27 protein-coding genes are annotated in these 24,976 nt (G+C 68.4%); 19 read left to right on the forward strand and 8 right to left on the reverse strand.

The window, feature by feature from the left end; translation table 11 throughout:
• Positions 1 to 6: 6 nt before the first annotated feature.
• Both alr and radA read left to right on the forward strand, forming a co-directional pair.
• Positions 7 to 1,095: an alanine racemase gene (gene alr, locus BM172_RS08315; RefSeq protein ID WP_026635248.1), complete on the forward strand. Its 1,089-nt coding sequence runs from the start codon at positions 7 to 9 to the stop codon at positions 1,093 to 1,095.
• Positions 1,096 to 1,170: 75 nt separating this feature from the next.
• Positions 1,171 to 2,550 (forward strand): DNA repair protein RadA, encoded by a 1,380-nt coding sequence (radA, locus tag BM172_RS08320; protein ID WP_026635249.1) that lies wholly within the window; start codon positions 1,171 to 1,173, stop codon positions 2,548 to 2,550.
• A gap of 84 nt (positions 2,551 to 2,634) precedes the next feature.
• Here the strand turns inward: radA and BM172_RS08325 are convergent, their stop codons facing one another.
• The gene (locus BM172_RS08325; RefSeq protein WP_026635250.1) at positions 2,635 to 3,243 is read right to left on the reverse strand and encodes a glutathione S-transferase family protein; all 609 of its coding nucleotides are present in this window, start codon (positions 3,241 to 3,243) and stop codon (positions 2,635 to 2,637) included.
• Positions 3,244 to 3,365: 122 nt separating this feature from the next.
• Positions 3,366 to 4,160 (reverse strand): cytochrome C assembly family protein, encoded by a 795-nt coding sequence (locus BM172_RS08330; protein WP_026635251.1) that lies wholly within the window; start codon positions 4,158 to 4,160, stop codon positions 3,366 to 3,368.
• Positions 4,161 to 4,254: 94 nt separating this feature from the next.
• Here BM172_RS08330 and ffh point away from each other — a divergent pair, with 94 nt between their 5' ends.
• From ffh to rplS, 5 genes are all read left to right on the forward strand, one after another.
• Positions 4,255 to 5,637, forward strand: a complete 1,383-nt coding sequence (gene ffh, locus BM172_RS08335; RefSeq protein ID WP_026635252.1) for a signal recognition particle protein — start codon at positions 4,255 to 4,257, stop codon at positions 5,635 to 5,637.
• A gap of 163 nt (positions 5,638 to 5,800) precedes the next feature.
• Positions 5,801 to 6,055 carry a 30S ribosomal protein S16 gene (gene rpsP, locus BM172_RS08340; protein WP_026635253.1) on the forward strand — a complete coding sequence of 85 codons (255 nt, stop codon included), beginning with the start codon at positions 5,801 to 5,803 and terminating at the stop codon, positions 6,053 to 6,055.
• A 2-nt stretch (positions 6,056 to 6,057) separates the two neighbouring features.
• Positions 6,058 to 6,573, forward strand: a complete 516-nt coding sequence (gene rimM / locus BM172_RS08345; protein WP_026635254.1) for a ribosome maturation factor RimM — start codon at positions 6,058 to 6,060, stop codon at positions 6,571 to 6,573.
• Positions 6,574 to 6,606: 33 nt separating this feature from the next.
• Complete coding sequence (trmD, locus tag BM172_RS08350; protein ID WP_026635255.1) at positions 6,607 to 7,386, forward strand: tRNA (guanosine(37)-N1)-methyltransferase TrmD; 780 nt, start codon at positions 6,607 to 6,609, stop codon at positions 7,384 to 7,386.
• 31 nt (positions 7,387 to 7,417) lie between these two features.
• The gene (rplS, locus tag BM172_RS08355) at positions 7,418 to 7,804 is read left to right on the forward strand and encodes a 50S ribosomal protein L19 (RefSeq protein ID WP_026635256.1); all 387 of its coding nucleotides are present in this window, start codon (positions 7,418 to 7,420) and stop codon (positions 7,802 to 7,804) included.
• Positions 7,805 to 7,909: 105 nt separating this feature from the next.
• On the opposite strand, the gene BM172_RS08360 is transcribed toward rplS, so the two are convergent.
• Complete coding sequence (locus tag BM172_RS08360; RefSeq protein ID WP_026635257.1) at positions 7,910 to 9,961, reverse strand: EAL domain-containing response regulator; 2,052 nt, start codon at positions 9,959 to 9,961, stop codon at positions 7,910 to 7,912.
• Between the two features lie 142 nt (positions 9,962 to 10,103).
• Positions 10,104 to 11,114 (reverse strand): EF-P beta-lysylation protein EpmB, encoded by a 1,011-nt coding sequence (gene epmB, locus BM172_RS08365; protein ID WP_026635258.1) that lies wholly within the window; start codon positions 11,112 to 11,114, stop codon positions 10,104 to 10,106.
• A gap of 84 nt (positions 11,115 to 11,198) precedes the next feature.
• On the opposite strand from epmB, the gene efp reads away from it, so the two are divergent.
• From efp to folE2, 7 genes are all read left to right on the forward strand, one after another.
• The gene (gene efp, locus BM172_RS08370) at positions 11,199 to 11,768 is read left to right on the forward strand and encodes an elongation factor P (protein ID WP_026635259.1); all 570 of its coding nucleotides are present in this window, start codon (positions 11,199 to 11,201) and stop codon (positions 11,766 to 11,768) included.
• Between the two features lie 93 nt (positions 11,769 to 11,861).
• Positions 11,862 to 13,202: a TRZ/ATZ family hydrolase gene (locus tag BM172_RS08375; protein ID WP_026635260.1), complete on the forward strand. Its 1,341-nt coding sequence runs from the start codon at positions 11,862 to 11,864 to the stop codon at positions 13,200 to 13,202.
• Positions 13,195 to 13,467: a YciI family protein gene (locus tag BM172_RS08380; protein WP_231504195.1), complete on the forward strand. Its 273-nt coding sequence runs from the start codon at positions 13,195 to 13,197 to the stop codon at positions 13,465 to 13,467. Before BM172_RS08375 ends, BM172_RS08380 begins: the two co-directional genes overlap by 8 nt.
• 57 nt (positions 13,468 to 13,524) lie before the next feature.
• Positions 13,525 to 14,232 carry a bifunctional 2-polyprenyl-6-hydroxyphenol methylase/3-demethylubiquinol 3-O-methyltransferase UbiG gene (ubiG, locus tag BM172_RS08385; protein ID WP_026635262.1) on the forward strand — a complete coding sequence of 236 codons (708 nt, stop codon included), beginning with the start codon at positions 13,525 to 13,527 and terminating at the stop codon, positions 14,230 to 14,232.
• Positions 14,229 to 14,909, forward strand: a complete 681-nt coding sequence (locus tag BM172_RS08390) for an HAD-IA family hydrolase (RefSeq protein ID WP_026635263.1) — start codon at positions 14,229 to 14,231, stop codon at positions 14,907 to 14,909. Before ubiG ends, BM172_RS08390 begins: the two co-directional genes overlap by 4 nt.
• Positions 14,906 to 15,757, forward strand: coding sequence for a squalene/phytoene synthase family protein (locus tag BM172_RS08395; protein ID WP_026635264.1), 852 nt, complete (start codon positions 14,906 to 14,908; stop codon positions 15,755 to 15,757). Before BM172_RS08390 ends, BM172_RS08395 begins: the two co-directional genes overlap by 4 nt.
• Positions 15,758 to 15,859: 102 nt before the next feature.
• Entirely contained in the window at positions 15,860 to 16,813 is a 954-nt protein-coding gene (gene folE2, locus BM172_RS08400; RefSeq protein ID WP_026635265.1) for a GTP cyclohydrolase FolE2, read from the forward strand.
• Positions 16,814 to 16,880: 67 nt separating this feature from the next.
• Here folE2 and BM172_RS08405 read toward each other — a convergent pair whose 3' ends face one another.
• Positions 16,881 to 18,218 carry a dihydroorotase gene (locus BM172_RS08405; protein ID WP_026635266.1) on the reverse strand — a complete coding sequence of 446 codons (1,338 nt, stop codon included), beginning with the start codon at positions 18,216 to 18,218 and terminating at the stop codon, positions 16,881 to 16,883.
• Positions 18,208 to 18,468 (reverse strand): membrane protein insertion efficiency factor YidD, encoded by a 261-nt coding sequence (gene yidD, locus BM172_RS08410; RefSeq protein ID WP_026635267.1) that lies wholly within the window; start codon positions 18,466 to 18,468, stop codon positions 18,208 to 18,210. The genes BM172_RS08405 and yidD overlap by 11 nt, the downstream gene beginning before the upstream one ends.
• 134 nt (positions 18,469 to 18,602) lie before the next feature.
• Between yidD and dksA the strand changes: the two genes are divergently transcribed.
• Positions 18,603 to 19,778, forward strand: coding sequence for an RNA polymerase-binding protein DksA (gene dksA / locus BM172_RS22490; RefSeq protein ID WP_177218802.1), 1,176 nt, complete (start codon positions 18,603 to 18,605; stop codon positions 19,776 to 19,778).
• An 82-nt stretch (positions 19,779 to 19,860) separates the two neighbouring features.
• Here dksA and BM172_RS08425 read toward each other — a convergent pair whose 3' ends face one another.
• Together BM172_RS08425 and cysS are read right to left on the reverse strand one after the other, a co-directional pair.
• On the reverse strand, positions 19,861 to 20,286 hold the full coding sequence (locus tag BM172_RS08425; protein WP_026635269.1) for a SufE family protein: 426 nt from the start codon (positions 20,284 to 20,286) through the stop codon (positions 19,861 to 19,863).
• Between the two features lie 72 nt (positions 20,287 to 20,358).
• Positions 20,359 to 21,741: a cysteine--tRNA ligase gene (gene cysS, locus BM172_RS08430; protein WP_026635270.1), complete on the reverse strand. Its 1,383-nt coding sequence runs from the start codon at positions 21,739 to 21,741 to the stop codon at positions 20,359 to 20,361.
• Positions 21,742 to 21,912: 171 nt separating this feature from the next.
• On the opposite strand from cysS, the gene BM172_RS08435 reads away from it, so the two are divergent.
• The 4 genes from BM172_RS08435 (at position 21,913) to BM172_RS08450 (ending at position 24,951) form a co-directional block, all read left to right on the forward strand.
• A complete protein-coding gene (locus BM172_RS08435) occupies positions 21,913 to 22,443 on the forward strand; it encodes a glycine zipper 2TM domain-containing protein (RefSeq protein WP_026635271.1) in 531 nt (176 codons plus the stop codon).
• Positions 22,444 to 22,857: 414 nt separating this feature from the next.
• Positions 22,858 to 23,865 (forward strand): N-acetylornithine carbamoyltransferase, encoded by a 1,008-nt coding sequence (locus tag BM172_RS08440; RefSeq protein ID WP_026635272.1) that lies wholly within the window; start codon positions 22,858 to 22,860, stop codon positions 23,863 to 23,865.
• Positions 23,865 to 24,494, forward strand: a complete 630-nt coding sequence (locus BM172_RS08445) for an FMN-binding negative transcriptional regulator (protein ID WP_026635273.1) — start codon at positions 23,865 to 23,867, stop codon at positions 24,492 to 24,494. The genes BM172_RS08440 and BM172_RS08445 overlap by 1 nt, the downstream gene beginning before the upstream one ends.
• The gene (locus BM172_RS08450) at positions 24,484 to 24,951 is read left to right on the forward strand and encodes an OsmC family protein (protein ID WP_026635274.1); all 468 of its coding nucleotides are present in this window, start codon (positions 24,484 to 24,486) and stop codon (positions 24,949 to 24,951) included. Before BM172_RS08445 ends, BM172_RS08450 begins: the two co-directional genes overlap by 11 nt.
• The last annotated feature ends 25 nt before the right edge of the window (positions 24,952 to 24,976 follow it).

Raw genomic sequence — 24,976 nt, forward strand, 5'->3', positions numbered from 1 at the left:
GGAATCATGAGCCGCACCACCGTCGCCACCATCCACCTCGGCGCTCTGCGTCACAACCTCGCCCGCATCAAGGCGATGGCCGCGCCGGCGCAGGTCATGGCGGTGGTCAAGGCCGACGCCTACGGGCATGGCCTGGAGCGCGTGGCGCGCGCGCTGGACGGTGCCGCGGATGCTTTCGCGGTGGCGGCGCAGGGCGACGGCCTGCGCCTGCGCGCGGCAGGGCACCGGCAGCGCATCGTGGTGCTGTCCGGCCCGGACCGCGCCAGCGACATCGCGGAAATGCAGCGCCTGCAGCTGGATGCGGCGATCCACCACGAATCCCAGCTGGCCTGGCTGGACGGCGCCTCGTCCTCGCGCGGTCCGCTGCGCGTGTGGCTGAAGGTGGATACCGGCATGCACCGCCTGGGCTTTCCGCCGGAGCGCGCGGCCGAGATCCATGCGCGGCTGGCTTCGATGCCGGGCATCGACCCGGAGGTGGGCCTGCTCACGCATTTCTCCGAATCGGAGGAATTCGAGGGCGAGGAAACGCGCGCGCAGATCCGCCGCTTCAATGAAGCCGTGAAGAACCTGGCCGGCCCGCGCGCGCTGTCCAATTCCGCCGGCGTGCTCGGCTGGCCCGATGCGCGCGGCGACTGGGTGCGCACCGGCGGCCTGCTGTACGGCCTGTCGGTGGTGCCGGGCAAGAGCGGCGCGGATTTCGGCTTCCGTCCGGCGATGACGCTGACCACGCGGCTGATCGCGGTGAACCGGATCCGCCGCGGCGAGCGCGTCGGCTACAACGGCACCTGGACCTGCCCGGAAGACATGCCGGTCGGCGTGGCCGCGGTCGGCTACGGCGACGGCTATCCGCGCAGCGCCGCCAGCGGCACGCCGGTGCTGGTCGGCGACAGGCGTGTGCCGCTGGTCGGGCGCGTGTCGATGGACCTGATCACGCTGGACCTGCGCGAAGCGCCGCAGGCCAAGGTGGGCGACCGCGTCACCCTGTGGGGCGCGGAACTGCCGGTGGAACACATCGCCGCCCAGGCCGGCACCATCTCCTATGACCTCACCTGCGGCATGACCCGACGCGTGCTGTTCGTCGAGGACGACGGCTGACGTCGTCATTCGCCGTCTCGCCGATTGCGATCAAGGCGGGCTAAGCTCGCCTTTCGTTTTTTGAGGTTCGATTTCATGGCCAAGGCCAAGACCGCCTACGTCTGCGCCGATTGCGGGGCGGAACACTCCAAGTGGCAGGGGCAGTGCATCGAATGCGGCGCCTGGAACACGCTGAGCGAGTTCGTGGTGCAGCCGGCGGTGAAGTCGGCCGGCGCCGCGCGCAGTTCGGGCTATGCCGGCGCCGCGGCCGGCGCGCCGAAGGTGACTCCGCTGACCGCGGTGGCGCTGACCGCCGAATTGCGCACGCTCACCGGCATCGGCGAACTCGATCGCGTGCTCGGCGGCGGCCTGGTGGACGGTTCGGTCGTGCTGATCGGCGGCGATCCCGGCATCGGCAAGTCGACCCTGCTGCTGCAGATGCTCGGCAAGCTCGGCGAACAGCTGGCCAGCGTCTACGTCACCGGCGAGGAATCGCTGGCCCAGGTCGCGGCGCGCGCGCAGCGCCTGGACCTGCCGCTCGGCCCGCTGCACGCGCTGGCCGAGACCTGCATCGAGCGCATCCTGGAACAAGCCGTGTCGGCGCGTCCGCGCGTGCTGGTGATCGATTCGATCCAGACCATCTGGACCGAGCTGCTCACTGCCGCGCCGGGCTCGGTCAGCCAGGTGCGCGAATCCGCCGCCAAGCTCACCCGCTTCGCCAAGGAGACCGGCACCTCGGTGTTCCTGGTCGGCCACGTCACCAAGGAAGGCGGCATCGCCGGCCCGCGCGTGCTGGAGCACATGGTCGATGCGGTGCTGTACTTCGAGGGCGAATCCGGCAGCCGCTTCCGCGTGCTGCGCGCATTCAAGAACCGCTTCGGCGCGGTGAACGAGCTGGGCGTGTTCGCCATGTCGGAAAAGGGGCTGCGCGAAGTGCCCAATCCGTCGGCGATCTTCCTCTCCGCGCATGCCGGCCCCACCTCGGGCAGCGCGGTGATGGTGACGCGCGAAGGCACGCGTCCGCTGCTGGTGGAAGTGCAGGCGCTGGTGGACCAGTCCTCTCTGGGCAATCCGCGCCGCGTGGCGCTGGGCCTGGAGCAGAACCGCCTGGCCATGCTGCTGGCGGTGCTGCACCGGCATGGCGGCGTCGCGGCCTATGACCAGGACGTGTTCGTCAACGTGGTCGGCGGCATCCGCGTGCAGGAAACCGCGGCCGATCTGCCGGTGCTGCTGGCGGTGCTGTCGAGCCTGCGCGACCGGCCCCTGCCGGAGAAGACCATCGCGTTCGGCGAGGTCGGCCTGTCGGGCGAGATCCGTCCGGTGCCCAACGGCGACGAGCGCCTGAAGGAAGCCGCGCACCATGGTTTCCAGCGCGCGATCGTGCCCAAGGCGAATGCGCCGAAGAAGGGCAAGGTGGGCGAGCTGGAAGTGGCCGGCGTGGAGCGCCTGTCGCAGGCGATCGACGCCTGCCGGTAAACGCGGATGTCGATGCGTCGATCGTCGCGCGCGTCGATGCGAGATGGCCGCTCGCCGCAAAGACGACGAGCGGCGCCTGGCGCGTCAGACCGGCTGCAGCGCGACGAAGGCCGGCAGCAGCTCGGCGCGCGCCGAGTGCGCGGCAAGCGCCGGATAGTCCTGCGGCGCGATCAGTTCCGGCTGCATCAGCTGGGTGAAGCGCCAGGCCACGGCGATGGTGATGTCGGCCTGGGTCAGCGTGCTGTTGACCAGCCAGCCGTCGCGGCCCCTGGCCTCGCGCTCCAGTCCCGTATACGCCGCCTTGAGCTGGCCCTGCACGCGGGCGAGCCAGCCGGCGTCGCGGTGGTCCTCGCTGCGCTTGCCTTCATACACGATCTGCACGCTCTTCTCGGCGGCGATCAGCGCCAGGCCGGTGAGGCGCAAGGCGCGCAGGCGTTCGGCCGGATCGGCTGGCATCAGGTTGGGGCCGCTGCCTACGGTTTCCGCCCAGTCGATGATCAGGGAGGAGTCGACCAGCTGCCAGCCGTCGTCGCCGATCAGCGTGGGCGCCTTCACCAGCGGATTGATCGACTGGAACTCGTCGAAGTTGCGGAACACCGACAGCGACAGGTGCTCGAACGGCAGCCCCTTCAGCGTCAGCGTGATGGCCGCGCGGCGGACGAAGGGCGAATCGAGCATGCCGATGAGCTTCATCTGTTGTCTCCAGGGTATCGCCAAGAACCTTGGCGTAGGTTGGGGTGAGCCGCAGGCGAACCCCAACATCAAGTTATCCGGGCGCTGCGCATGGTTGGGGTTCGCCTTTGGCTCACCCCAACCTACGTGCGATGCAGGATCAGCTCGAGCACCGCCTTGGTGCCGAAAAACGCCAGCAGCAGCACGCCCATGCCGACCAGGGTGAGATTGACCGCGCGGCGGCCGCGCCAGCCATAGCGCCAGCGCCCGAACAGCAGCGCGCCGAACACCAGCCAGGCGACGATCGACAGCACGGTCTTGTGGATCAGGTGCTGGCCGAACAGGTCGTCGACGAACAGTGCGCCGGTCAGCAGGGTGAAGGTGAGCAGCACGAAGCCGGCGCCGATCAGGCGGAACAGCAGCGACTCGGTCAGCGTCAGCGGCGGCAGCGCGCGCAGCCAGGGACCGAAGTGGCGATGGCGCAGCGCGCGTTCCTGCACGGCCAGCAGGATCGCCAGCGCCGCGGCGATCGACAGCACGCTGAAGGCGAGCAGGGCCACCGTCACGTGCAGCTTGATCTGCCAGCCCATCGCCAGCGGCGCGGTGGCGGGCGCCATGAAGCTGTCCGCCGCCAGCAGCAGGGCGGTGAGCGGGAACACGATCACGCCCAGCGCAGCCACCGGCCGGCTCAGGTTCACCATCAGGGTCAGCGCGGAGACCACGCAGGCCACCAGCGACAGCGCCGCGAAGAAATGCAGATCCAGTGCGCCGCGATGCACACCGAGCAGGAGGCCGGCGTGGATCAGCACCGCCGCGCCGCCCAGGCCCAGCGCCGACTTGTTCAGCGGTTGCCCCCCGCCCAGCAGCGGCCGGGCGAGCCCGCCGGCGGCGGCGAGGTAGAGCACGGCGGCGAGCAGGGAGAGCAGATGGATGGCCATGACCGGCGAGTGTCGCACAGGCCTTGAGTGCAGGTGAATGCGGCCCCGGCGCACTCCGCTATACTTGCCCACTTTCCCTTTGCCGTACTCCGCCATGTTCGAGTCGCTCAGCCAACGCCTCTCCGCCACCGTCAACCGCCTGCGCGGCCGCGGCCGCCTGACCGAGGAGAACATCCGCGAGGCGCTGCGCGAAGTGCGCATCGCCCTGCTGGAGGCCGACGTGGCCCTGCCGGTGGTGCAGGCGCTGATCGAGCGCGTGAAGGTGCGCGCGGTCGGGCAGGAAGTGCTCAAGAGCCTCAGCCCCGGCCAGGCCCTGGTCAAAGTGGTCAGCGACGAGCTGACCGCGGTGATGGGCACCGCCAACACCGAACTGAACCTGGCGCAGCAGCCGCCGGCGGTGGTGCTGATGGCCGGCCTGCAGGGCGCGGGCAAGACCACCACCGTGGCCAAGCTGGCGCGCTTCCTCACCGAGCGCAAGAAAAAGAAAGTGATGGTGGTCAGCTGCGACGTCTACCGTCCGGCCGCCATCGAGCAGCTGCGCACGCTGGCCGAGCAGGTCGGGGTGAAGTTCTTCCCCTCGGAGTCGGGCCAGGACCCGGTCGACATCGCCAGGAACGCCATCGCCGCCGCGCGCCGCGAAGTGGTCGACGTGCTGCTGGTCGACACCGCCGGCCGCCTGCACGTGGACCAGGCGATGATGGCCGAGATCAAGGCGCTGCATGCCGCGATCACCCCGGTCGAAACCCTGTTCGTGGTCGATTCCATGACCGGCCAGGACGCGGCCAACACCGCCAAGGCCTTCGCCGAGGCGCTGCCGCTCACCGGCGTGGTGCTGACCAAGACCGACGGCGACGCCCGTGGCGGCGCCGCGCTGTCGGTGCGCTACGTCACCGGCCGCCCGATCAAGTTCCTCGGCGCCGGCGAGAAGACCGACGCGCTCGAGCCGTTCCATCCGGACCGCGTGGCGCAGCGCATCCTCGGCATGGGCGACGTGCTGTCGCTGGTCGAGGAGGTCGAGCGCAAGGTCGACCAGGAGAAGGCGCAGAAGCTCGCCGAGAAGGTCATCAAGGGCAAGCGCTTCGATCTCAACGACATGCGCGACCAGCTCGAGCAGATGTCCAACATGGGCGGCCTGGCCGGCCTGATGGACAAGCTGCCCGGCGTGTCCAATCTGCCGGACAACGTGAAGTCCAAGGTCAACGACGGCGAGATCAAGCGCATGGTGGCCATCATCAACTCGATGACCAAGAAAGAGCGTCGCCATCCCGACCTGCTGAACGGCTCGCGCCGCGCCCGCGTGGCGCGCGGTTCCGGCACCCAGCCGGCCGATGTCAACCGCCTGCTCAAGCAGTACATGCAGATGGAGAAGATGATGTCCAAGCTCTCCAAGGGCGGCTCGAAGGGCCTGCTGCGCCAGATGCGCGGCGCCATGAAGGGCATGGGCGGCATGGGCGGCGGCTTGCCGCCCATGCGCTGAGAACCCAGGAAATCGCCGGGGAGCGGGGTAACGGGCTGTTTTTTCGCCCGCTTTTGCTGCTCCCTATTCCCTTTTTTTCGTTCCTTCCCTAAAATGCCGCGTTTACCGCGCCCGTGCTCGGGCGTGCTGCCGGTGCGGCCGGCGCCTCTGGAGCTTTTTATTTATGGTCAAGATTCGTCTTTCGCGCGGCGGCGCCAAGGGCCGTCCGTTCTACCACGTCATCGTCACGGACTCGCGCAGCGCGCGCGACGGCCGCAACATCGAGAACGTGGGTTTCTACAACCCGGTCGCCTCGGGCAAGGACAAGCGCCTTGAGCTGAACGTCGTGCGCATCCAGGAATGGGTGTCCAAGGGCGCCCAGCTGAGCGACAAGGTCGCCTCCCTGGTGAAGGAAGCCGGCAAGCAGCAGGCTGCCTGAGTATGACCGCAGCCGGCCGGCGCGTCCTGGTAGGACGCATCGTCGGGCTGTACGGAGTGCAGGGCTGGCTCAAGATCGAATCCTGGACCGAGCCCCGCACCCAGATTTTCCGCTACCAGCCCTGGCTGCTCATCACGGCGCCGGGTGAGGTAAAGGAACTGCACGGGGTCAAGGGGCGTCCGCAGGGCAAGGGCCTGGTGGCCTATTTTCCCGGCATCGACGACCGCGACACGGCGACAGCACTGATCGGGCAGGACATCTACGTCCCTCGCGAACAGCTGCCGCCTCCCGGCAAGGACGAGTACTACTGGGTCGATCTCGAGGGCATCGAGGTCGTCACCACGGAAAACGTAGTCCTGGGGCGGGTCAGTCACCTGTTCGCCACCGGAGCCAACGATGTCGTGGTGGTGAGGGACGGCGAGCGCGAGCGGCTGATTCCCTTCGTCCAGGGTTCTTACGTGCGTTCGGTGGACCTGTCCGGCGGACGCATGGTGGTGGACTGGGATCCTGAATTCTGACGGCGGTTCCGCCGCAGCTGGAGTTTGAGGGTCATGCGCTTCGACGTCGTCACGCTGTTTCCCGACTTCGTGCGCCAGTGCGCCGCCGTCGGTGTCGTCGGGCGCGCTCAGCAGCGCGAGCTGCTCCAGGTGGAAACCTGGAATCCGCGCGACTACGCCACCGACAACTATCGCACCGTGGACGGCCGCACCTGCGGCGGCGGACCCGGGATGGTGATGCTGATCGATCCCCTGCGTGCGGCCCTCAAGGCCATGCGCGAGGCCGCGGCAGAACCGGTGCACGTGATTTACCTCAGCCCGCAAGGTGCGCGGCTGACGCAGGGCAGGGTGGAAGCGCTGGCGAAGCTGCCGCGCATCGGCCTGCTCTGTGGACGTTACGAAGGTGTGGACGAGCGCCTGCTTGCGCACGAGGTCGACGAAGAACTCTCGATCGGCGACTATGTGCTGTCAGGCGGCGAGCTGGGCGCGGCGGTGATCATCGATGCCGTCGGCCGCTTGCAGGAAGGGGCGCTCAACGACGCGCAGTCGGCGCAGCAGGATTCGTTCTCGGACGGATTGCTGGATTGCCCGCACTACGCGAAGCCGGTGCGCCACGCACTGGGTGACGTGCCGGAGGTGCTGTTGTCCGGCGACCACGCGGCGATCCGCCGCTGGCGCCTGAAGCAGGCCCTGGGACGGACCTGGCTGCGACGTCCGGACCTTTTGGTGCAACGCGCGCTGGATAAGGAATCCCGCGCGCTGTTGGAAGAATTCCGCCGTGAATACGCTCAATCCGAGCGCGAGCGGCTAGCTAACGATGCGGCCGAGCAGTAACCGCAGCCATTGAAATCAGATAGGTGTTGCCATGAACAAGATCATCGAACAGTTCGAAGCCGAGCAGATCACCCGCCAGCTGCCGGAGTTCGGCCCTGGTGACACCGTGGTCGTCAACGTCAAGGTGAAGGAAGGCAATCGCGAGCGCGTGCAGGCCTTCGAGGGCGTGGTCATCGCCAAGCGCAGCCGCGGCCTGAACTCCGCCTTCACCGTGCGCAAGATCTCGCACGGCACCGGCGTGGAGCGCGTGTTCCAGTCGCACAGCGCGGCCATCGAGTCGGTGCAGGTGAAGCGCAAGGGCAAGGTGCGTGGCGCCAAGCTCTATTACCTGCGTGGCCTGGAAGGCAAGGCCGCCCGCATCAAGGAAGACGTCGCCGCCGCCGCCAAGGCGAAGGCCGGCGCTGCCGCCGCCGAGTAATTCCGGCTCCGGTTCTGCATATGAAAACCCCGCGGATGCCTGGCGTCCGCGGGGTTTTTTATTGCGCGCCGCCGGCATGGCCGGCGGTGCCCGGTATGTCGTGGCTTACGGGGTGATCGCCAGCCGCTGCGGCTCCTGCAGGAAGTTGCCCTGCACGAAGTCCACGCCGCAGGCGAACAGCAGCGAGGTGCTGGCGGCATCCTCCACCCATTCGGCGATGGTCAGCCGCTTGATCTCGCGCGCCTGGCGGCACAGCTCGGCCACTTTCTTCTGGCTGTCCGGCTGCTGCGGCAGGCTGGACATGTAGCTGCGGTCGATCTTCAGATAGTCCGCGTCGATATGCGTGAGCAGCTGGAACGAGTTGAGGCCCGAGCCGAACTGTTCCAGCGCGAACTGCCCGCCCAGCTGGCGCCAGGCCCGCACGAACACCTGGGCGGGGCGCAGCGAGGTGACCACCTTGCTCTCGGTCATTTCCAGCACGATCTTGCCGTGCTTGAGGTTGGCCTGCTTCAGCCGCGCCGTCAGCCAGGGAATCAGCTGCTCGTCGTGCAGCGAGCCGGCGGTGAGCTTGACGAAGAAAGTGGTCGGCGAGGCCAGCCGCTCGCGCGAGCTCAGCGCCTGGATCGCCTGATTCACCACCCAGCGGTCGATCGCGGGCGTGAGGTTGTATTTCTCGGCGATCGGCATGAAGAAGCCGGGCAGCACCTCGCCCTGCGGACCGTTGAGGCGCAGCAGGATTTCCGAGAACTCGCCCTCGGCGTCCTGCAGGCTGATGATGTGCTGGTGGTACAGCACGAACTCGTCCTGGCTCAGCGCCTGCTTCAGCTGGCCCAGCCAGTAGCGCTCGCGCTCGGCGTCGGCTTTCTCGCGTGCCGCCGGGTCGTGCAGGTCGTAGCGGTTGCCGCCCAGGCTCTGCGCATTGCGCAGCGACTGCCCGGCCTGCTCCAGCAGCAGTTCGGTATTGGCGTTCTTCTCGCCCAGCAGGCTGCCGCCGATGCTGGTGGTGACGGTGAGCGAGCGCGAGCCGACGTCGAAGATCTCGTTGGCCACCGCCTGCTGCAGGCCGGCGATCCATTCCTTGATGCCGTCGTCGTTGCGCGAATGCAGGATCACACCGACCGTGTGCTCGGCCAGCAGGCCGGCGGTGTCCTCCAGGCCGAGCAGGGCGTTGATGCGGGCGGCGAAGGCGGCCAGCAGCTCGTCCGCCTTGCCCAGGCCGATACCCGAAACGATCGCCTGCCAGTTGTCCGGCTCGATCAGCAGCAGCGACTGGCCCTTGGTGCCTTCGGTGGCGGCAGCCACGGCCTGGTCGATGCATTCGAGCATGCGCGCGCGGTTGAACAGGCCGGTGACCGGGTCGCGTTGCAGCTGCTCGAGCACCGACGGATCGACCTGCTGCCGGCGGAACACGATCTGGACGCAGGGCTCGCCCTCGAAGGTGGCGTGGGCGAATTCGACCATGGCCTTGAAGGTGCTGGCATCGGCGCGGCGCGCCTGCAGCTCCATCGGACCGGAGGGCTTCTCGCCGCGCGACAGGCTCTTGAGCGTGGCCTTGAAATCCTCGGCCTGGGTCGAACCGATCATGTCCAGCACGGGCAGGCCGAGCAGGTCGTCGAATTCGGCGTAGCCGAAGGTGTCGAGGTAGGCCTGGTTGGCGCGCACGTGCATGCCTTCATGCACATAGGCGATGGCGTCGGTGGAGGAATCCAGCAGCGCATCGCAGCGGCGCTCGGATTCGCGCAGCGCGGTCTCCAGGCGGCGCAGCTGGCGGCGCGTGTTGAGCGCCTCGAACTCGCGCTGCACCACCGCCAGCAGCTGCTTGGGCTGCGGGCGCAGTGCGATGGCGCGCACGCCGTTGATGAAGAAATCCGACACGATGGTGTTGTCCACCTGCGGCACCACCGCGATCACCGACAGATCGCGCCCGTTGGCGTCCAGCTGGTGCAGCAGGTCCGGCAGCGTGACGGTGCCGACCGCGGGATCGTAGAGCACCACGTCCGGCCCCAGGTCGTCCAGCGCGGCCTGCACCTGCTCGGCATTGGTGGCGCGCGCGGGGCGGACGGCAATGCCGTTGTTGCGCAGGAGGCTGACGATCTGTTCCGCGTCTTCGACCGATTTCTCGATGAAAAGAATCTTGATGACCGAGTCTGTCTTCATTGGCACGTCGTGCTGTCCATGGGCGCCCGAGCTGTCGATGGGACTGACCGGCATGGCGCCAGCCGGCAGCGCTTGGTTTTAACGGATTCGCGTGACAACCGCCAGCGAAAAAGTCCTAGAGGTGACGCGGCGCGCACTCATTTCAGACAGGGCGCTTGGAAGCGTCCCCTTCCATCTCGCGCACCAGCTTCGGCACCAGGTACCCCGGCAGCCGGCCGCGGATCGCCTCGACCAGGGCCCGGGCCCGCGCGTCGTCCACTTCGAAATGCGCCGAGCCCTGCACGCGGTCCAGCTGGTGCAGGTAGTAGGGCAGCACGCCGGCGGCGAACAGGCGCTCCGAGAGCTCGCTGAGCGTATCGGCATCGTCGTTGATGTTCTTGAGCAGCACCGACTGGTTGAGCAGGGTGGCGCCGGCCTCGCGCAGGCGCCGGCAGGCGTCGTCGACGGCGGCGTCGAACTCGTTGGCGTGGTTGGCGTGCAGCACCACCACCTTCTGCAGCGGCAGCGCGGCGAACCAGGCCAGGAAGGCCGCGTCGATGCGCTCGGGCAGCACCACCGGCAGGCGGGTGTGGATGCGCAGGCGCGTGACCTGGGGCAGCGCGGCCAGGCCGCGGCTCAGTTCTTCCAGCTTGGGCGTGGCCAGCGACAGCGGATCGCCGCCGGAGAGGATCAGCTCGGCGATCGAGGCGTCCTGGCGCAGGTGGTCCAGCGCCTTGCGCCATTGCCCGGCCGCGGCCATCTCCTCGCCGTAGGGGAAATGGCGGCGGAAGCAATAGCGACAGTTGACCGCGCAACTGCCGCTGGCGATCAGCAGGGCGCGGCCCTCGTACTTGTGCAGCAGGCCCTGGGCCTCGCGCGCGGCCAGGTCGCCGACCGGATCGGCGACGTAGCCGGGCGCTTGTTCCAGCTCGGCCAGCTGGGGCAGCACCTGCAGCAGCAGCGGGTCGTCGGGATCGCCCGGCCGCATGCGCGCCGCGAAGCCGCGCGGGACACGCAGGGCGAAGCCGGCATCGCCCGGCGGCAGGCGTCCGGCCAGGTGCCCCAGCTGCACGGTCCGCAGCAGTTCGCCGGCGTCGGTGATCGACGCGCGCCACAGCTCGCGCCAGTCGGCAGCGGGCGGCAATAGGCGGGCGGCGGGGCTTGCGGTTATCATGTCGGGCCTTGATCGGGCCTGAGGGCCCGGACGATCCCCTATTGTAGCCGCCCCCGGGCGGTGTCACCTCTGGAGCACGAGCGCATGGCCACCGTCGGTCTCAACGACGTCAAGAAGGGTATGAAGATCCTTCACAACAACGACCCGTGGGTCATCACCGACGCGGACTTCATCAAGCCCGGCAAGGGCCAGGCCTTCACCCGCATCTTCATCCGCAACCTGAAGAACGGCCGCACCACCGAGCAGACCATGAAGTCCAGCGACAGCTTCGAGGTCGCCGACGTGGTCGACACCGACATGCAGTACCTGTACTCCGACGGCGAGTACTGGCACTTCATGCAGCAGGAGAGCTTCGAGCAGCACCAGGCTGGCAAGGTGGGCGTCGGCGACGCCGCCAAGTGGCTGAAGGGCGAGGAGGAGTGCGTGGTGACCCTGTTCAACGGCGAGATCATCGTGGTGCAGCCGCCGAACTTCGTCGAGCTGAAGATCACCGAGACCGACCCGGGCCTGCGCGGCGACACCTCCGGCGGCGGCGGCAAGCCGGCCACGCTGGAAACCGGCGCCGTGGTGCGCGTGCCGCTGTTCGTCACCACCGACGAAGTGATCAAGGTCGACACCCGCACGGGCGAATACGTCAGCCGCGTCGGTAAATAATCGCCGCGGCGACATCGAACGGCACGGCAGCCTCACGGACGCCGTGCCGTTTTTTTATAGCTGTTCTCTGGAATCGAACCGGCGAGGTAACGCATGAGTCCCGGCAGCACTGTCATTGACCTTCTGATCGAAGCGCGCTGGGTCGTCCCCGTCGAGCCGCATGCCGTGGTGCTGGAAAACCACGCGGTGGCGGTGGACCAGGGCGTCATCGTCGCGCTGCTGCCGATCGCCGAGGCGCGCGCCGCCTACGCACCGCGCGAGCGCATCGAGCTGGGCGAGCACGCGCTGATCCCCGGCCTGGTCAACACGCATACGCACAACCCGATGACCCTGCTGCGCGGGCTGGCCGACGACCTGCCGCTGATGGTGTGGCTGCAGCAGCACATCTGGCCGGTCGAGGGCCAGGTGATCGGACCGGAATTCGTGCGCGACGGCGTGGAGCTGGCGGTGGCCGAGATGCTGCGCGGCGGTACCACCTGCGCCAACGAAAACTATTTCTTCCCCGACGTGATCGGCGCCACCTATCGCCGCCTCGGCTTCCGCGCCACGGTGGGCCTGCCGGTGATCGAGTTTCCCACCGCCTGGGCCAAGAGCCAGGACGAATACTTCGAGCGCGCGACCGAAGTGCACGACAGCTTCCGCGGCGACGCGCTGATCGCCACGGCGTTTGCGCCGCATGCGCCATACACGGTGTCCGACCAGAGCTTCGAGCGCATCCGCGTGCTGGCCGACCAGCTCGACATCCCGGTCCATCTGCACACGCACGAGACCGCGCACGAGGTGGAGGAAGAAAAGCGCAAGAGCGGCCTGCGCCCGTTCCAGCGCCTGCAGCAGCTGGGCCTGGTCAACGACCGCCTGATCGCCGTGCACATGACCCAGCTGACCGACGGCGAGATCGCCGCCTGCGCCGAGACCGGCGTGTCGGTGGTGCATTGCCCGGAATCCAACCTCAAGCTCGCCTCCGGCTTCTGCCCGGCCGAGAAGCTGCGCCTGGCCGGCGTCAACGTGGCGATCGGCACCGACGGCTGCGCCTCCAACAACGACCTGGACATGTTCGGCGAGATGCGCACCGCGGCCATGCTGGCCAAGGCGGTGTCCAACGACGCCGCCGCGTTCGATGCGGCCTATGCGCTGCGCGCGGCCACGCTCAACGGCGCCAGGGCGATGGGGCTGGAAGGGAAGATCGGCTCGATCGAGCGCGGCAAGCAGGCCGACCTGGCCGCGGTGCGGCTGTCGGACCTGGAAACCCAGCCGCTGTTCCACGTCGCCTCGCAGCTGGTCTACGCCACCGGCCGGCACCAGGTGACCGACGTGTGGATCGCCGGCCGGCGCAAGCTGGCCGACCGCATCCTGGTCGACATGGACGTGGACGGCATCCGCGCCCGCACCCATGCCTGGCGCGACCGCATCGCGGCGATCGACGCCCATGGCTGAGGCGTCATCCCTGCAGCGCTATCTGGTGCTGGTCATGCGCAATGCCGGCTTCGACCCGGCGGCGGTGCAGCCGCACCGGGACTTCCTGGAAGGCCTGCGCGCCGGCGGCCGGCTGGAACTGTCCGGCGGCTTCGCCGACGGCAGCGGCGGCGCCTACCTGCTGTTTGCCGAGAACCTGGAGCGGGCCATGGCTACGGTCCATGCGGATCCGGCCTATATCAGCGGCGGGTGGGATTTCACCGTTCACGAGTGGCACGCGCGTTAAGCTACGGCCTCCCCGAGCAAGCCCCGCCCCCAGGTAAGTCCCCCAGAGGTATCCCTCATGCAAGCCTCGCCCAACGTCAGCCCCGACGAAATCGCCCGCTTCGGCAAGCTCGCCGCCCGCTGGTGGGATCCCGACGGCGAATCGCGTCCCTTGCACGACCTGAACCCGGTGCGCCTGGGCTACGTCGCCGCGCGCATCGACCTGCGCGGCGCCCGCGTGGCCGACGTCGGCTGCGGCGGCGGCCTGCTGAGCGAAGCGCTGGCGCGCTCCGGCGCCGAGGTCACCGGCATCGACCTGGGCGAGAAAGTGATCGAGGTGGCGAAGCTGCATCTGCATGAGTCCAAGCTGCAGGTGGACTATCGCGTGCAGTCCTCCGCCGCGCTGGCGGCGGCCGAGCCGGGCTCGTTCGACGCGGTGTGCTGCATGGAGCTGATCGAGCACGTGCCGGATCCGGCCGCGCTGGTCGCCGACCTCGCCAACATGGTGCGGCCCGGCGGCCTGGTCTTCATATCGACCATCAATCGCACGCCGGCCGCGTTCGGCGCGGCCATCCTGGGCGCCGAATACCTGCTGCGCATGCTGCCGCGCGGCACGCACCACTACGGCAAGTTCCTCAAGCCGTCCGAGCTGGGCCGCCTGCTGCGCCACACCGGCCTGGAACTGGAAGATGTCACCGGCCTGGGCTACAACCCGGTGAACCGCAAGGCCTGGCTGGGCCGCATCACTTCGGTCAACTACGTGCTGTGCGCGCGCAAACCTGCATGAAATCCTTCCCCAACGATCTGCAAGGCGTGCTGTTCGACCTGGACGGCACCCTGCTCGACAGCGCCCCCGACCTCTACGACGCCCTGGTGGCGCTGTGCCAGGAACAGGGCGTAGCCGCGCCGGCCTTCGAGCCGGTGCGCGAGGTGGTGTCGCGCGGTTCGCGCGCACTCATCCGCTGCGGCTTCCCGGGGCATGACGAAGCCGGCGTGCTCGCGCTGGTGCCGCGCTACCTGGAGCTCTACCAGGACGTGATGTCGCGCCAGACGCGCGCTTTCGATGGTGTGGAACCGCTGCTCGCGCTGATCGAGGCGCAGGGCCTGCGCTGGGGCATCGTCACCAACAAGCCGGGTTTCCTCACCGATGGGATCGTGCGCCAAATCGGCTGGGACCAGCGCGCCAGCGCGGTGGTGTCGGGCGACACGCTGCCGGTGAAGAAGCCGGATCCCGCCCCGGTGCTGCTGGCCTGCGAGCGCGCCGGCCTGGACCCGGCGCGCTGCCTGTTCGTCGGCGACGACCGCCGCGATGTGCTGGCCGGCGCCGCCGCCGGCTCGTACACGGTGGCTGCGGCCTGGGGCTATCTGGACGGCGGCGATCCGCATGCGTGGAACGCCGACCTGGTGCTGGACGAGCCGTCCGCGCTCACCGCGCTGCTCCAGCGCGGCGCGGTCACGGCATGACGGCTGCCGAACCCAGCGGTCCGCTGCAAAGCTACGTCGACAAGTGGCTGGCGGTGCAGCCGCGCCAGCGCATTGCGCTGGCTTTCGTGGACGGTGCGCGCTATCCGGGCCACATCGCGCTGGCCGCGTTGGAACAGGAACTGCTCTCCGCCGCCTATGGCATCCGCGAGCCGCAGGTCGCCGCGGTCAAGCTCAACTGGTGGGCCGAGGAACTCTCCGGCGCCGCCGCCAGCGGCGGCCGCCATCCGTTGACCCAGGTGCTGTTCGACGACGAGCGCGCGCAGCGCGTGCCGGCCGAACGCTGGCTGGCGCCGGTGCTGGCCGGCATGGCGCAGCTGGAAGAAGGCACCGCCGCCGATTTCGAGGCGCAGCTCGCCGCCGGCGGTCAACTGCACGGCGCGCTGGCCGCGCTGGAAACCGCGTGGTGGTACGGCGAGGCCGCATCCAGCGACAAGGCGGCGCGCGTGGCCACGCTGTCGCACCTGTTGTTTGCCCTGCTGCGCGTGGAAGAGGATGCGGACCGCGACCGCCTGCCGCTGCCGATGGCGCGCATGGCGCGTTACGGCCTCAGCCGCACCGACCTGCGCAAGGACACCCCCGCGCGCGAGCAGGCGCTGCGCGCCCAGCTCGGCGAGCTGGCTGCCGCCTGGCGCGATGGCGCGCAGTTGCCCGGGCCGCTGAGCGTGTTCCGCGCATTGGAATCGGATACGGGCCGCGCACTGGCCCGCCGCGCCGCCAGGGCCACCGATCCGCTCGCCACGCTGCGCACGGGGCTTTCGCGCAGCGGCTTCGGCACCGCCTGGCAGGCCTGGCGCGCCGCGCGCCAGTGGCAGCGCCAGGCCGGCTGAGCGTGCCGCTTTCCGCACCGCGACTATTGCGGCCGGCGCGCGCTGTCCCAAGATAGACAGGTCCGGGCACGCTGGTGCTGCGCCCGTCTGAAGGGTTTCCTCATGTATACCCAGGAACAAACCGCCCGCCTGCTTCCCGACGTGGCCCATCACGCCCAGCCGCACCTGGCCGGCGCGCTGGACTGGGTCGGCATGGACGGCATCGAGGTGCCGGTGCGCTTCGATGCCGGCGACGGCGAGCCGCAGCGGGCCAGCGCGCGGGTCGGCGCCTTCGTCAATCTGCATCGGCCGGACAAGCGCGGCATCCATATGTCGCGCCTCTACCTGCTGGTCGAACACGCGCTCAGCGCCGGACAGCTGACCGCGGGTGCGCTGCGCGACCTGCTGCATGCCTTCCTCGAATCGCACAAGGACCTGTCCGACCGCGCCTGCCTGAGCATCCGCTTCGAGCAACTGGTGCGCCGTCCGGCCCTGCGCAGCGGCAACAGCGGCTGGCGCGCCTATCCGGTGTGCATCGAGGCGAGCATGGTAGGCGAGGATTTCCTGCTCGAGTACGGCACCGAAGTGGTGTACTCGAGCACCTGTCCGGCTTCGGCCGCGTTGTCGCGGCAGTTGATCCAGGACCAGTTCGCCCGGGACTTCGACGTATCGCATCCGCTGGAGCATGCCGCCGTGCTGGCCTGGCTCGGTTCGGAGCGCGGCATCGTCGCCACGCCGCATGCGCAGCGCAGCGTGGCGCGCCTGCGCGTGCGCGTCGCCGCGGGCGGGGCGTTCCATCTGATCAAGCTGATCGACCGGGTGGAGCAGGCGCTGGGCACGCCGGTGCAGACCGCGGTCAAGCGCGAGGACGAGCAGGCCTTCGCGCTGGCCAACGGCAGTAACCTGATGTTCTGCGAGGACGCGGCGCGCCGCATCCAGAAGGCGCTGGACGCCGATGCGAACCTGGCCGATTTCCATATCCGCGTGGAGCACCAGGAAAGCCTGCATCCGCACGACGCCGTGGCCTATGCCAGCAAGGGCGTGGCCGGCGGCCTGGGTGGCGCGGCGCGCGCTTGAGCGTTGCTTCGCGCGAAACGAAAAAAGGCGCCTTCCGGCGCCTTTTTTTCATCGGACGGTCATGGCCTCAGCGGTCGAACGCCAGGCGCTGGCCGCGCACCGAGGGATCGACCCGCTGGCCGTCCCACACGCGCCGGCCGTTGACGAAGGTGCCGACGATCGAGCTGTTGAAGGTATAGCCCTCGAACGGCGACCAGCCGCACTTGGACAGCACTTCGTCGCGGCGCACGGTATGCGGCTTGTTCGGATCGACCAGGGTCAGGTCGGCCGCGTAGCCCTCGCGCAGGTAGCCGCGCTCCTTCACGTCGAACAGCTGCGCCGGCGCATGCGTCACGGCCTCGACCACGCGCTCCAGCGACAACTTGCCTTCGAACACCCGCTGCAGTGCCGCCTGCAGCGCGAACTGCACCAGCGGCAGGCCGGACGGCGCCTTGTCGTAGAGCTGCTCCTTCTCCTCCAGCAGGTGCGGGGCATGATCGGTGGCCAGCACGTCGAGGCGGCCCTCGGCCAGCGCGCGGGTGATCGCCTCGCGGTCGGCCGCGGCCTTGATCGCCGGGTTGCACTTGATCAGGAAGCCGAGCCGCTCGTAGTCGCGATCGTCGAAATGCAGGAAGTGCACGCAGGTCTCGGCGGTGATCTTCTTGCCCTTGATCGGACCGGGCTGAAACAGCGCCAGCTCGTCGGCGGTGGAGATGTGCAGCACATGCAGCCTGGTGCCGTGTTTCTGCGCCAGCGAGATGGCCAGGCGGGTCGACTTGATGCAGGCCTCGCGCGAGCGGATCAGCGGATGCTCCCGGGCGGGGATGGCGTCGCCGTACTTCTCGCGCGCCTTGGCGTGCAGCGCGTCGATCATCGGGGTGTCTTCGCAATGCGTGATGATCGGCGTGGGCGCCTCGCGGAAGATGCCGTCGAGCACGTCCGGGTCGTCCACCAGCATGTTGCCGGTGGAGGCGCCCATGAACACCTTCACGCCGGGCGCGGCCAGCGGGTCGAGCGAGCGGATCGCCTCGAGGTTGTCGTTGCTGGCGCCCATGTAGAAGGCGTAGTTGACCGCCGAGGTCTCCGCGGCGCGCGCGTACTTGGCTTCGAGTGTGTCGCGGTCCAGCGCCGGCGGCCTGGTGTTGGGCATCTCCATGTAGCTGGTGATGCCGCCGGCGGCGCAGGCGCTCGATTCGTGGGCGATGTCGGCCTTGTGGGTGAGGCCCGGTTCGCGGAAGTGCACCTGGTCGTCGATCATGCCGGGCAGCAGCCACAGGCCGGCGGCGTCGATCACCTGTTCGCCGGGGCGGGCATCCAGGTCGCCGGCGATCGTCTCGATGCGTCCGCCCTTGACCCGCAGGTCGGCATGGAAGCGGCGGCCTTCGTTGACCAGTTCGGCGTTCTTGATCAGCCAGTCAGTGGACATGAGGTTCCTCGTGGTTGCGGCAGCGGCGGAAAGAGAATTGCTCGGGTACCGGATCCATGCCACCGTCGCACAGCGGCTGGCAGCGCAGCAGGCGCCAGCCGGCCAGCAGGCTGCCGCGCAGCGGACCGAAGCGCGCCACGGCGATCCGTGCATAATCCGAGCAGCTCGGATGGAACCGGCAGCGCGGACCCAGCAAGGGGCTCAACAGGCGCTTGTACAGGCCAAGCAGTAGAAGTAAGAGTCGTGTCACGAGGGTTTTACGCTGCCGAAACAGCTGGCTGTGAGGTTGGCAGAGCAGGCGTGAAGTATTCCAGATGCATGGTTGCCGGGGTAGGTCACATGGGCTATAACACCCGGCCGCCAAGGCCAAAATGGTGAAGGGAAATGGCGAAAACGACGCATAGTTCGACGGCTGCCAAGTCGCAGAAGGGAAAGCCTGCGGCGAAGGCCAAAGAGGTCAAGCCCAGCAAGTCGAAAGTCGCCGCCAAGGCGGCCAAGGCCGTGAAGACGACGGTCAAGAAGCCCGCCCCCAAGCCAGCGCCCGCCAAGAAGGCGGCGCCGGCCAAGAAGCCCGCGGCCAAGCAGGCACCCGTAAAGACCGCGGTCGCCAAGAAAGCGGTCCCGGCCAAGAAGCCGGTGCCCAAGCCGGCCGCGAAGAAGGCACCCGTGAAGCCAGCTCCTGTGAAGGCAGTTCCTGTGAAGTCCGCTCCTGTGAAGTCCGTTGCCGCGAAGCAGGCGACTGCCAAGTCGGTGCCGAAGAAAGTCGCGCCGCCCGCGAAGCCGGCCGCCGCCAAGAAGGCAGCGCCGCCGCCGAAGCCCGCCGCCAAGGCGGCCCCGGTGAAACCCGCCGCGCCCGCCAAGGCAGCACCGGTGGTGGCCAAGCCGGTCGCCAAGCCGGCGCTGGAAAAGAAGATCGTCGCGCCGGCTCCGGCCGCCGCGAAAGCAGCCCCGAAGCCCGTCGCCGCGCTCCCCCCGGGCAAGGTGGCGAGCGCCATCGCCGTGGCGCCCCCCAAGGTGGCAACCGCTACCGCGCGCCATATCCCCTCCAAAAAGCAGAAGACCCCGCAGTCCTCGATGAATAGCTCCACAGCCGTACTCGACAATGGCATCACCAAGGAAGACGGGCGCTACGCCCTGCCTTCCACGACCTCCATCGACCTGCCCAAGGGCTACAAGCCCCTGGACGACGAGGAGTACATGAACCCGCGGCAGCTCGCCTACTTCCGCAACAAGCTGCGCGAATGGCGCGAGCAGTTGGTGGAAGAGTCGCGCCAGACCATGGAGAACCTCCGCGACGAGGTGCGTGACGTCGGCGACGAAGCCGAGCGCGCCACCCGCGAAACGGAGAACTCGCTGGAGCTGCGTACCCGCGATCGCTACCGCAAGCTGATCTCCAAGATCGACAAGGCCCTGCGCCGGATCGAGGAAGGCCGCTACGGTTACTGCGAAGAGACCGACGAAGAGATCGGCGTGGAGCGCCTCGAAGCGCGCCCCATCGCCACCCTCTCGCTGGACGCGCAGGAGCGCCGCGAGCATCTGCAGAAGCAGATGGGCGACTAAGCGACGCGTTTGGTTCGATGCCGGCAAGGAAGCCCCGCCATCGGCGGGGCTTTTTGCGTGGCCGCAGGAATGACCGCCGGGCTCAGAGCGAGGCGGCGGCGTAGGCCTTGAGCTTGGCCAGCATCGCGGCCAGGCCATTCGAGCGGGTGGGCGAGAGATGCTTGGCCAGGCCGATCGCGTCGATGAAGCGCGGTTCGGTCTCGACGATTTCTCGTGCGGAACGGTCCGAATACACCCGCAGCACCAGGGCGATCAGGCCGGACACGATGGCCGAATCGCTGGTCGCGCGGAAATGCATGCGCGCGGCGTCGCCCTCGGGCACCAGCCAGACCATCGACTGGCAGCCGTGTACACGGTAGGCCTCGGTCTTCAGTGCCTCGGGGAAGGGCGGCAGTTGCTTGCCCAGGTCGATCAGGTACTGGTAGCGCTCGGTCCAGTCGCCGAAGAAGGCGAACTCCTCGATGATGTCCTGCTGCGCCTGCCCGGCGCTGGATACGGTGGTGTTCATCCGCGGATTATCGCGCGTTTCGGACGATGCCATGGCGAACAGGCGCTGTGGTCGGCGCCGGTTCGCGTCGGATCAACCCTTGGCGACGCTCCAGCGCGTGCCCTGCGCGCCGTCCTCGATCACCACGCCCATTGCGCTCAGCTCCTCGCGGATCGCATCGGCGCGCTTGAAGTCGCGCGCGGCGCGGGCGGCGCGGCGCTGTTCCAACAGGGATTCCACCTGGGCCGCGTCGACCTCGGTGGCGCCGCCGTGCTTGAACCACGCTTCCGGATCCTGCTGCAGCAGGCCGAGCAGGGCGCCGGCGCCGAGCAGGGCGGCCTTGGCCGCCGGGCGTCCGGCCGCATCGGCCTGGCGCGCGGCATCGGCCAGCTGGGAGAGCTCAGCCAGCGCCTGCGGGGTGTTGAGGTCGTCGCACAGCGCCGCTTCGACCGCGGCCGGCACCGGCAGCGGGACTTCGGGCAGGGCGACGTCGGCCAGGTCGCGCAGCACGCGGTACCAGCCGTCCAGTGTGCTGACCGCCTGGGCCACCGCGTCGTCGGACCAGTCCAGCGGCTGGCGGTAGTGGCCGCGCAGCAGCACCAGGCGCAGCGCTTCGGCCGGATGCTGCTTGAGCAGCTCATGCACCTTCAGCACGTTGCCCAGCGACTTGGACATCTTGCGGCCGTCGAAGGTGAGCATGCCGTTGTGCAGCCACCAGCGCGCGAACACCTTGCCGCCGTGCGCGCAGGTGGACTGGGCGATCTCGTTCTCGTGGTGCGGGAACTGCAGGTCGACGCCGCCGGCGTGGATGTCGATGGTGTCGCCCAGGTGCGCCTCGCACATGGCCGAGCACTCGATATGCCAGCCCGGGCGGCCGACGCCCCAGGGGCTGTCCCAGCCCGGAAGATCCGGCGTGGAGGGCTTCCACAGCACGAAGTCGCCAGGGTTCTTCTTATAGGGAGCCACTTCGACGCGGGCGCCGGCGATCAGCTCCTCAGTGTCGCGGCCGGAGAGTTCGCCATAGGCCGGGTAGCTGCCCACTTCGAACAGCACGTGGCCCTCGGCCGCATAGGCGTGGCCGCCGGCGATCAGGCTTTCGATCATGGCGATGATCGGCTCGATGTGGGCAGTGGCCTTGGGTTCGAGGTCCGGCGGGGCGATGCCGAGGGCGGCCATGTCCTCGCGGTAGGCCTCGGTGTAGCGCTCGGTGATCTCGCTGATCGGGCAGCCGGCTTCCTTGGCCGCGGCGTTGATCTTGTCGTCCACGTCGGTGATGTTGCGGGCGTAGACCAGCCGCGGGTAATGCCGCCGCAGCAGGTTGGCCAGCACGTCGAATACCACCGGGCCGCGCGCGTTGCCGATGTGCACGTAGTTGTAGACCGTGGGGCCGCACACATACATGGTCACTCGCTGCGGATCGCGCGGGGCGAACGGCTCGGGGCGGCGGGTGAGGCTGTTGTAGAGCGTGATCGGCATCGGTTCCGGTCCGGTGAGGGCCGCGCGGCGCGCGGGCCAGCCGGGCATCTTAACAAGCTGTAAGCGCATCCGCTGGCTGGTCGACAATTCTAAGCATCGATTCAGAGATGTTTTGCTGCAATTCACATAAGCGCTACGTAGCGCCGTGACAGTCCCCGTCGGAGGGCCGCGATGAGCAAGCTGTTTATTCCCGCGCTGGTGCTGAGTCTTGCGGCCGCCAGCGTCGGTGCGCAGGACGCGCGTTACCCCAATGACGACAATACCCATTACGGCTGGGCCGACGTACTGCGCGTGGACCCGGTCTACGGCGTCGCGCGCACCGAGGTACCCCGCCAGGAGTGTTACGACCAGCAGGTAGTCCGCCGCGAGCCGGGCTCCGGCAGCGCCGCGGGCACCATCCTGGGCGCCGTGGTCGGCGGCGTGCTCGGCAACACCGTGGGCAAGGGCGACGGCCGCCGCGCCGCCACCGTGGCCGGCGCGGTCGTCGGCGGCGCCGTAGGCAATGGCGTGTCGCGCAGCGGTGGCGGCGAGTACGAGAGCACCGAGACGCACTGCCGCCAGGTCGCCGCGGTCAGCGAGCAGCGCCGCATCATGGGTTACGACGTGGAATACCGCTATCGCGGCGAGGTCTACGTGTCGCGCCTGAACTACGACCCGGGCGAGCGCCTGCGCGTCCGGGTCAGCGTGGCCCCGGCGGACTGAGCGCCGGAGTCGCCGCCAGCGAGTCCAGCCGCCGCCTTCGGGCGGCGGTTTCTTTTTATCGGACCGTTTCCCTGTTGCAGAGCAACGAAATTCCCGTCATGATGCCGATTCTTCTACCCGAGCACCTCATGTCCTCAGCCGTCTATACCGCCACCGTCCTCACCAGCGCCCGCATGGCCGCTGGCATGACGTCGCGTGCGCGCCGACCGCTGGTCCGACATTCGGCCGGGTAGGCTGTCGCACGCGTTTCATGCGTATAGACGACAAAGGAACCCGGCCATCGCGCCGGGTTTTTTTGTGTTTCGGTTTTGGGGTACGCAGGGGAAAACCGGCCCGGCCGGGAGTTGCTCACCGTGGTCCCGGCTGTTGCAGGATCATCGTTTCGAATACCGGATTGACTAGCAGAGACATCACATGACGCTTCGCCACTTCCTCACCACCCAGGATTACAGCCGCGCCGAGATCGACGCCCTGCTCGAGCAGGCCGCCGCGTTCAAGCGTTCCCCGCGCGGCCAGCAGCTGGCCGGCAAGTCGGTGGCGCTGCTGTTCTTCAATCCCTCGATGCGCACCCGCACCAGCTTCGAGCTGGGCGCGTTCCATCTCGGCGGCCATGCCATCGTGCTGGCGCCGGGCAAGGATGCCTGGCCGATCGAGTTCGACGTCGGCACCGTGATGGACGGCGACACCGAGGAGCACATCGCCGAAGTCGCGCGCGTGCTCAGCCGCTACGTCGACCTGATCGCCGTGCGCGCCTTCCCGAAGTTCCAGGACTGGACGGTCGATCGCGAGGACCGCGTGATCAAGGCCTTCGCCCAGTACGCCAGCGTGCCGGTGATCAACATGGAGACGATCACCCATCCCTGCCAGGAACTGGCCCACGCGCTGGCCATGCAGGAACACCTCGGCAGCCTGCAGAACAAGAAGTACGTCCTCACCTGGACCTACCACCCCAAGCCGCTCAACACCGCGGTGGCCAATTCCGCCCTGCTGATCGCCACCAAGATGGGCATGGACGTGACCCTGCTGTGCCCCACGCCGGACTACGTGCTGGACGATCGCTACATGCAGGCCGGCTACGCCAACGCGCAAGCCAATGGCGGCTCGCTGCGCATCAGCCACGACATCGACGAAGCCTACAGCGGCGCCGACGTGGTCTACGCCAAGAGCTGGGGCGCGCTGCCGTTCTTCGGCCGCTGGGAACAGGAAAAACCGATCCGCGACGCGCACAAGCACTTCATCGTCGACGAGCGCAAGATGGCGCTGACCAACAACGGTCTGTTCAGCCATTGCCTGCCGCTGCGCCGCAACGTCAAGGCCACCGACGCGGTGATGGACGCGCCGTACTGCATCGCCATCGACGAAGCCGAAAACCGCCTGCACGTGCAGAAGGCGGTGATGGCCACGCTGCTCGGCCAGCGCTGATGTATCTGCCGCGCTCGTTCCAGGAAACGCGCGAAGCCGCCTTGCAGGCGCTGATGCGCGACTACCCGTTCGCCACGGTGGTCACTGCCGGCGCGACTGGCCTGGCCGCCAACCACCTGCCGCTGGAGCTGGTCGATGGCCGGCTGCACGGCCACGTGGCGCGCGGCAACGAGCTGGCCAAGGCGGACGGTGCGCAGGTGCTGGTGATCTTCCAGGGGCCGGACGCCTACGTCAGCCCCAACTGGTACCCCAGCAAGCACGAGACCGGCCGCGAAGTGCCCACCTGGAACTACGCCGTGGTGCACGTGCACGGCCGCCTGCGCGTGGTCGAGGACAAGACCTGGCTGCGCGCGCTGCTCGAACGCCTCACCGACCGCCACGAAGCGGGGCAGGCGCAACCCTGGCATATCGACGACGCGCCGGCCGATCACGTCGAGAAGATGCTCGGCGCCATCGCCGGCCTGGACATCGCCATCGAGCGCATCGAAGGCAAGTTCAAGCTCAGCCAGAACCATCCCAGCCGCAATCAAGCTGGCGTGGTCGACGGCCTGCGCTCCCGCGCGCAGCGCCACGACCGCGATCTCGCTGCGCTGATGATCGCCACCAAGGAACCCGCCGATGGCGCATGAACACCACTATCCGGTCGAAGTCGTGTGGACCGGCAATCGCGGCGACGGCACGCGCAGCTACCAGGGCTACGGCCGTGACCACGAGATCCGCGTCGAAGGTCGCCCGGTCATTGCCGGCTCTTCCGACGCGGCGTTCCGCGGCGACGGCAGCAAGCACAACCCGGAAGACATGCTGGTCGCCTCGCTCTGCGCCTGCCACATGCTGTGGTACCTGCACCTGGCCGCCGATGCCGGCATCGTGGTCACGCATTATGTGGACCGCGCCGAAGGCACGCTGCTGGTCGATGCCGACGGCGGCCGCTTCACCGAAGTGGTGCTGCATCCCGAGGTCACCATCGCCGCCGGCGACGCGGCCAGGGCCGAGGCGCTGCACGACGATGCGCACCACGCCTGCTTCATCGCCAATTCCATGAATTTTCCCGTGCGCTGCGCACCGCGCATCGTCGTTTCCGCCTGACCGCCGCTCTTAAACAACACCTTTC

The sequence above is a fragment of the Dyella marensis genome (assembly GCF_900112865.1).
GTDB lineage: Bacteria > Pseudomonadota > Gammaproteobacteria > Xanthomonadales > Rhodanobacteraceae > Dyella_D > Dyella_D marensis_A.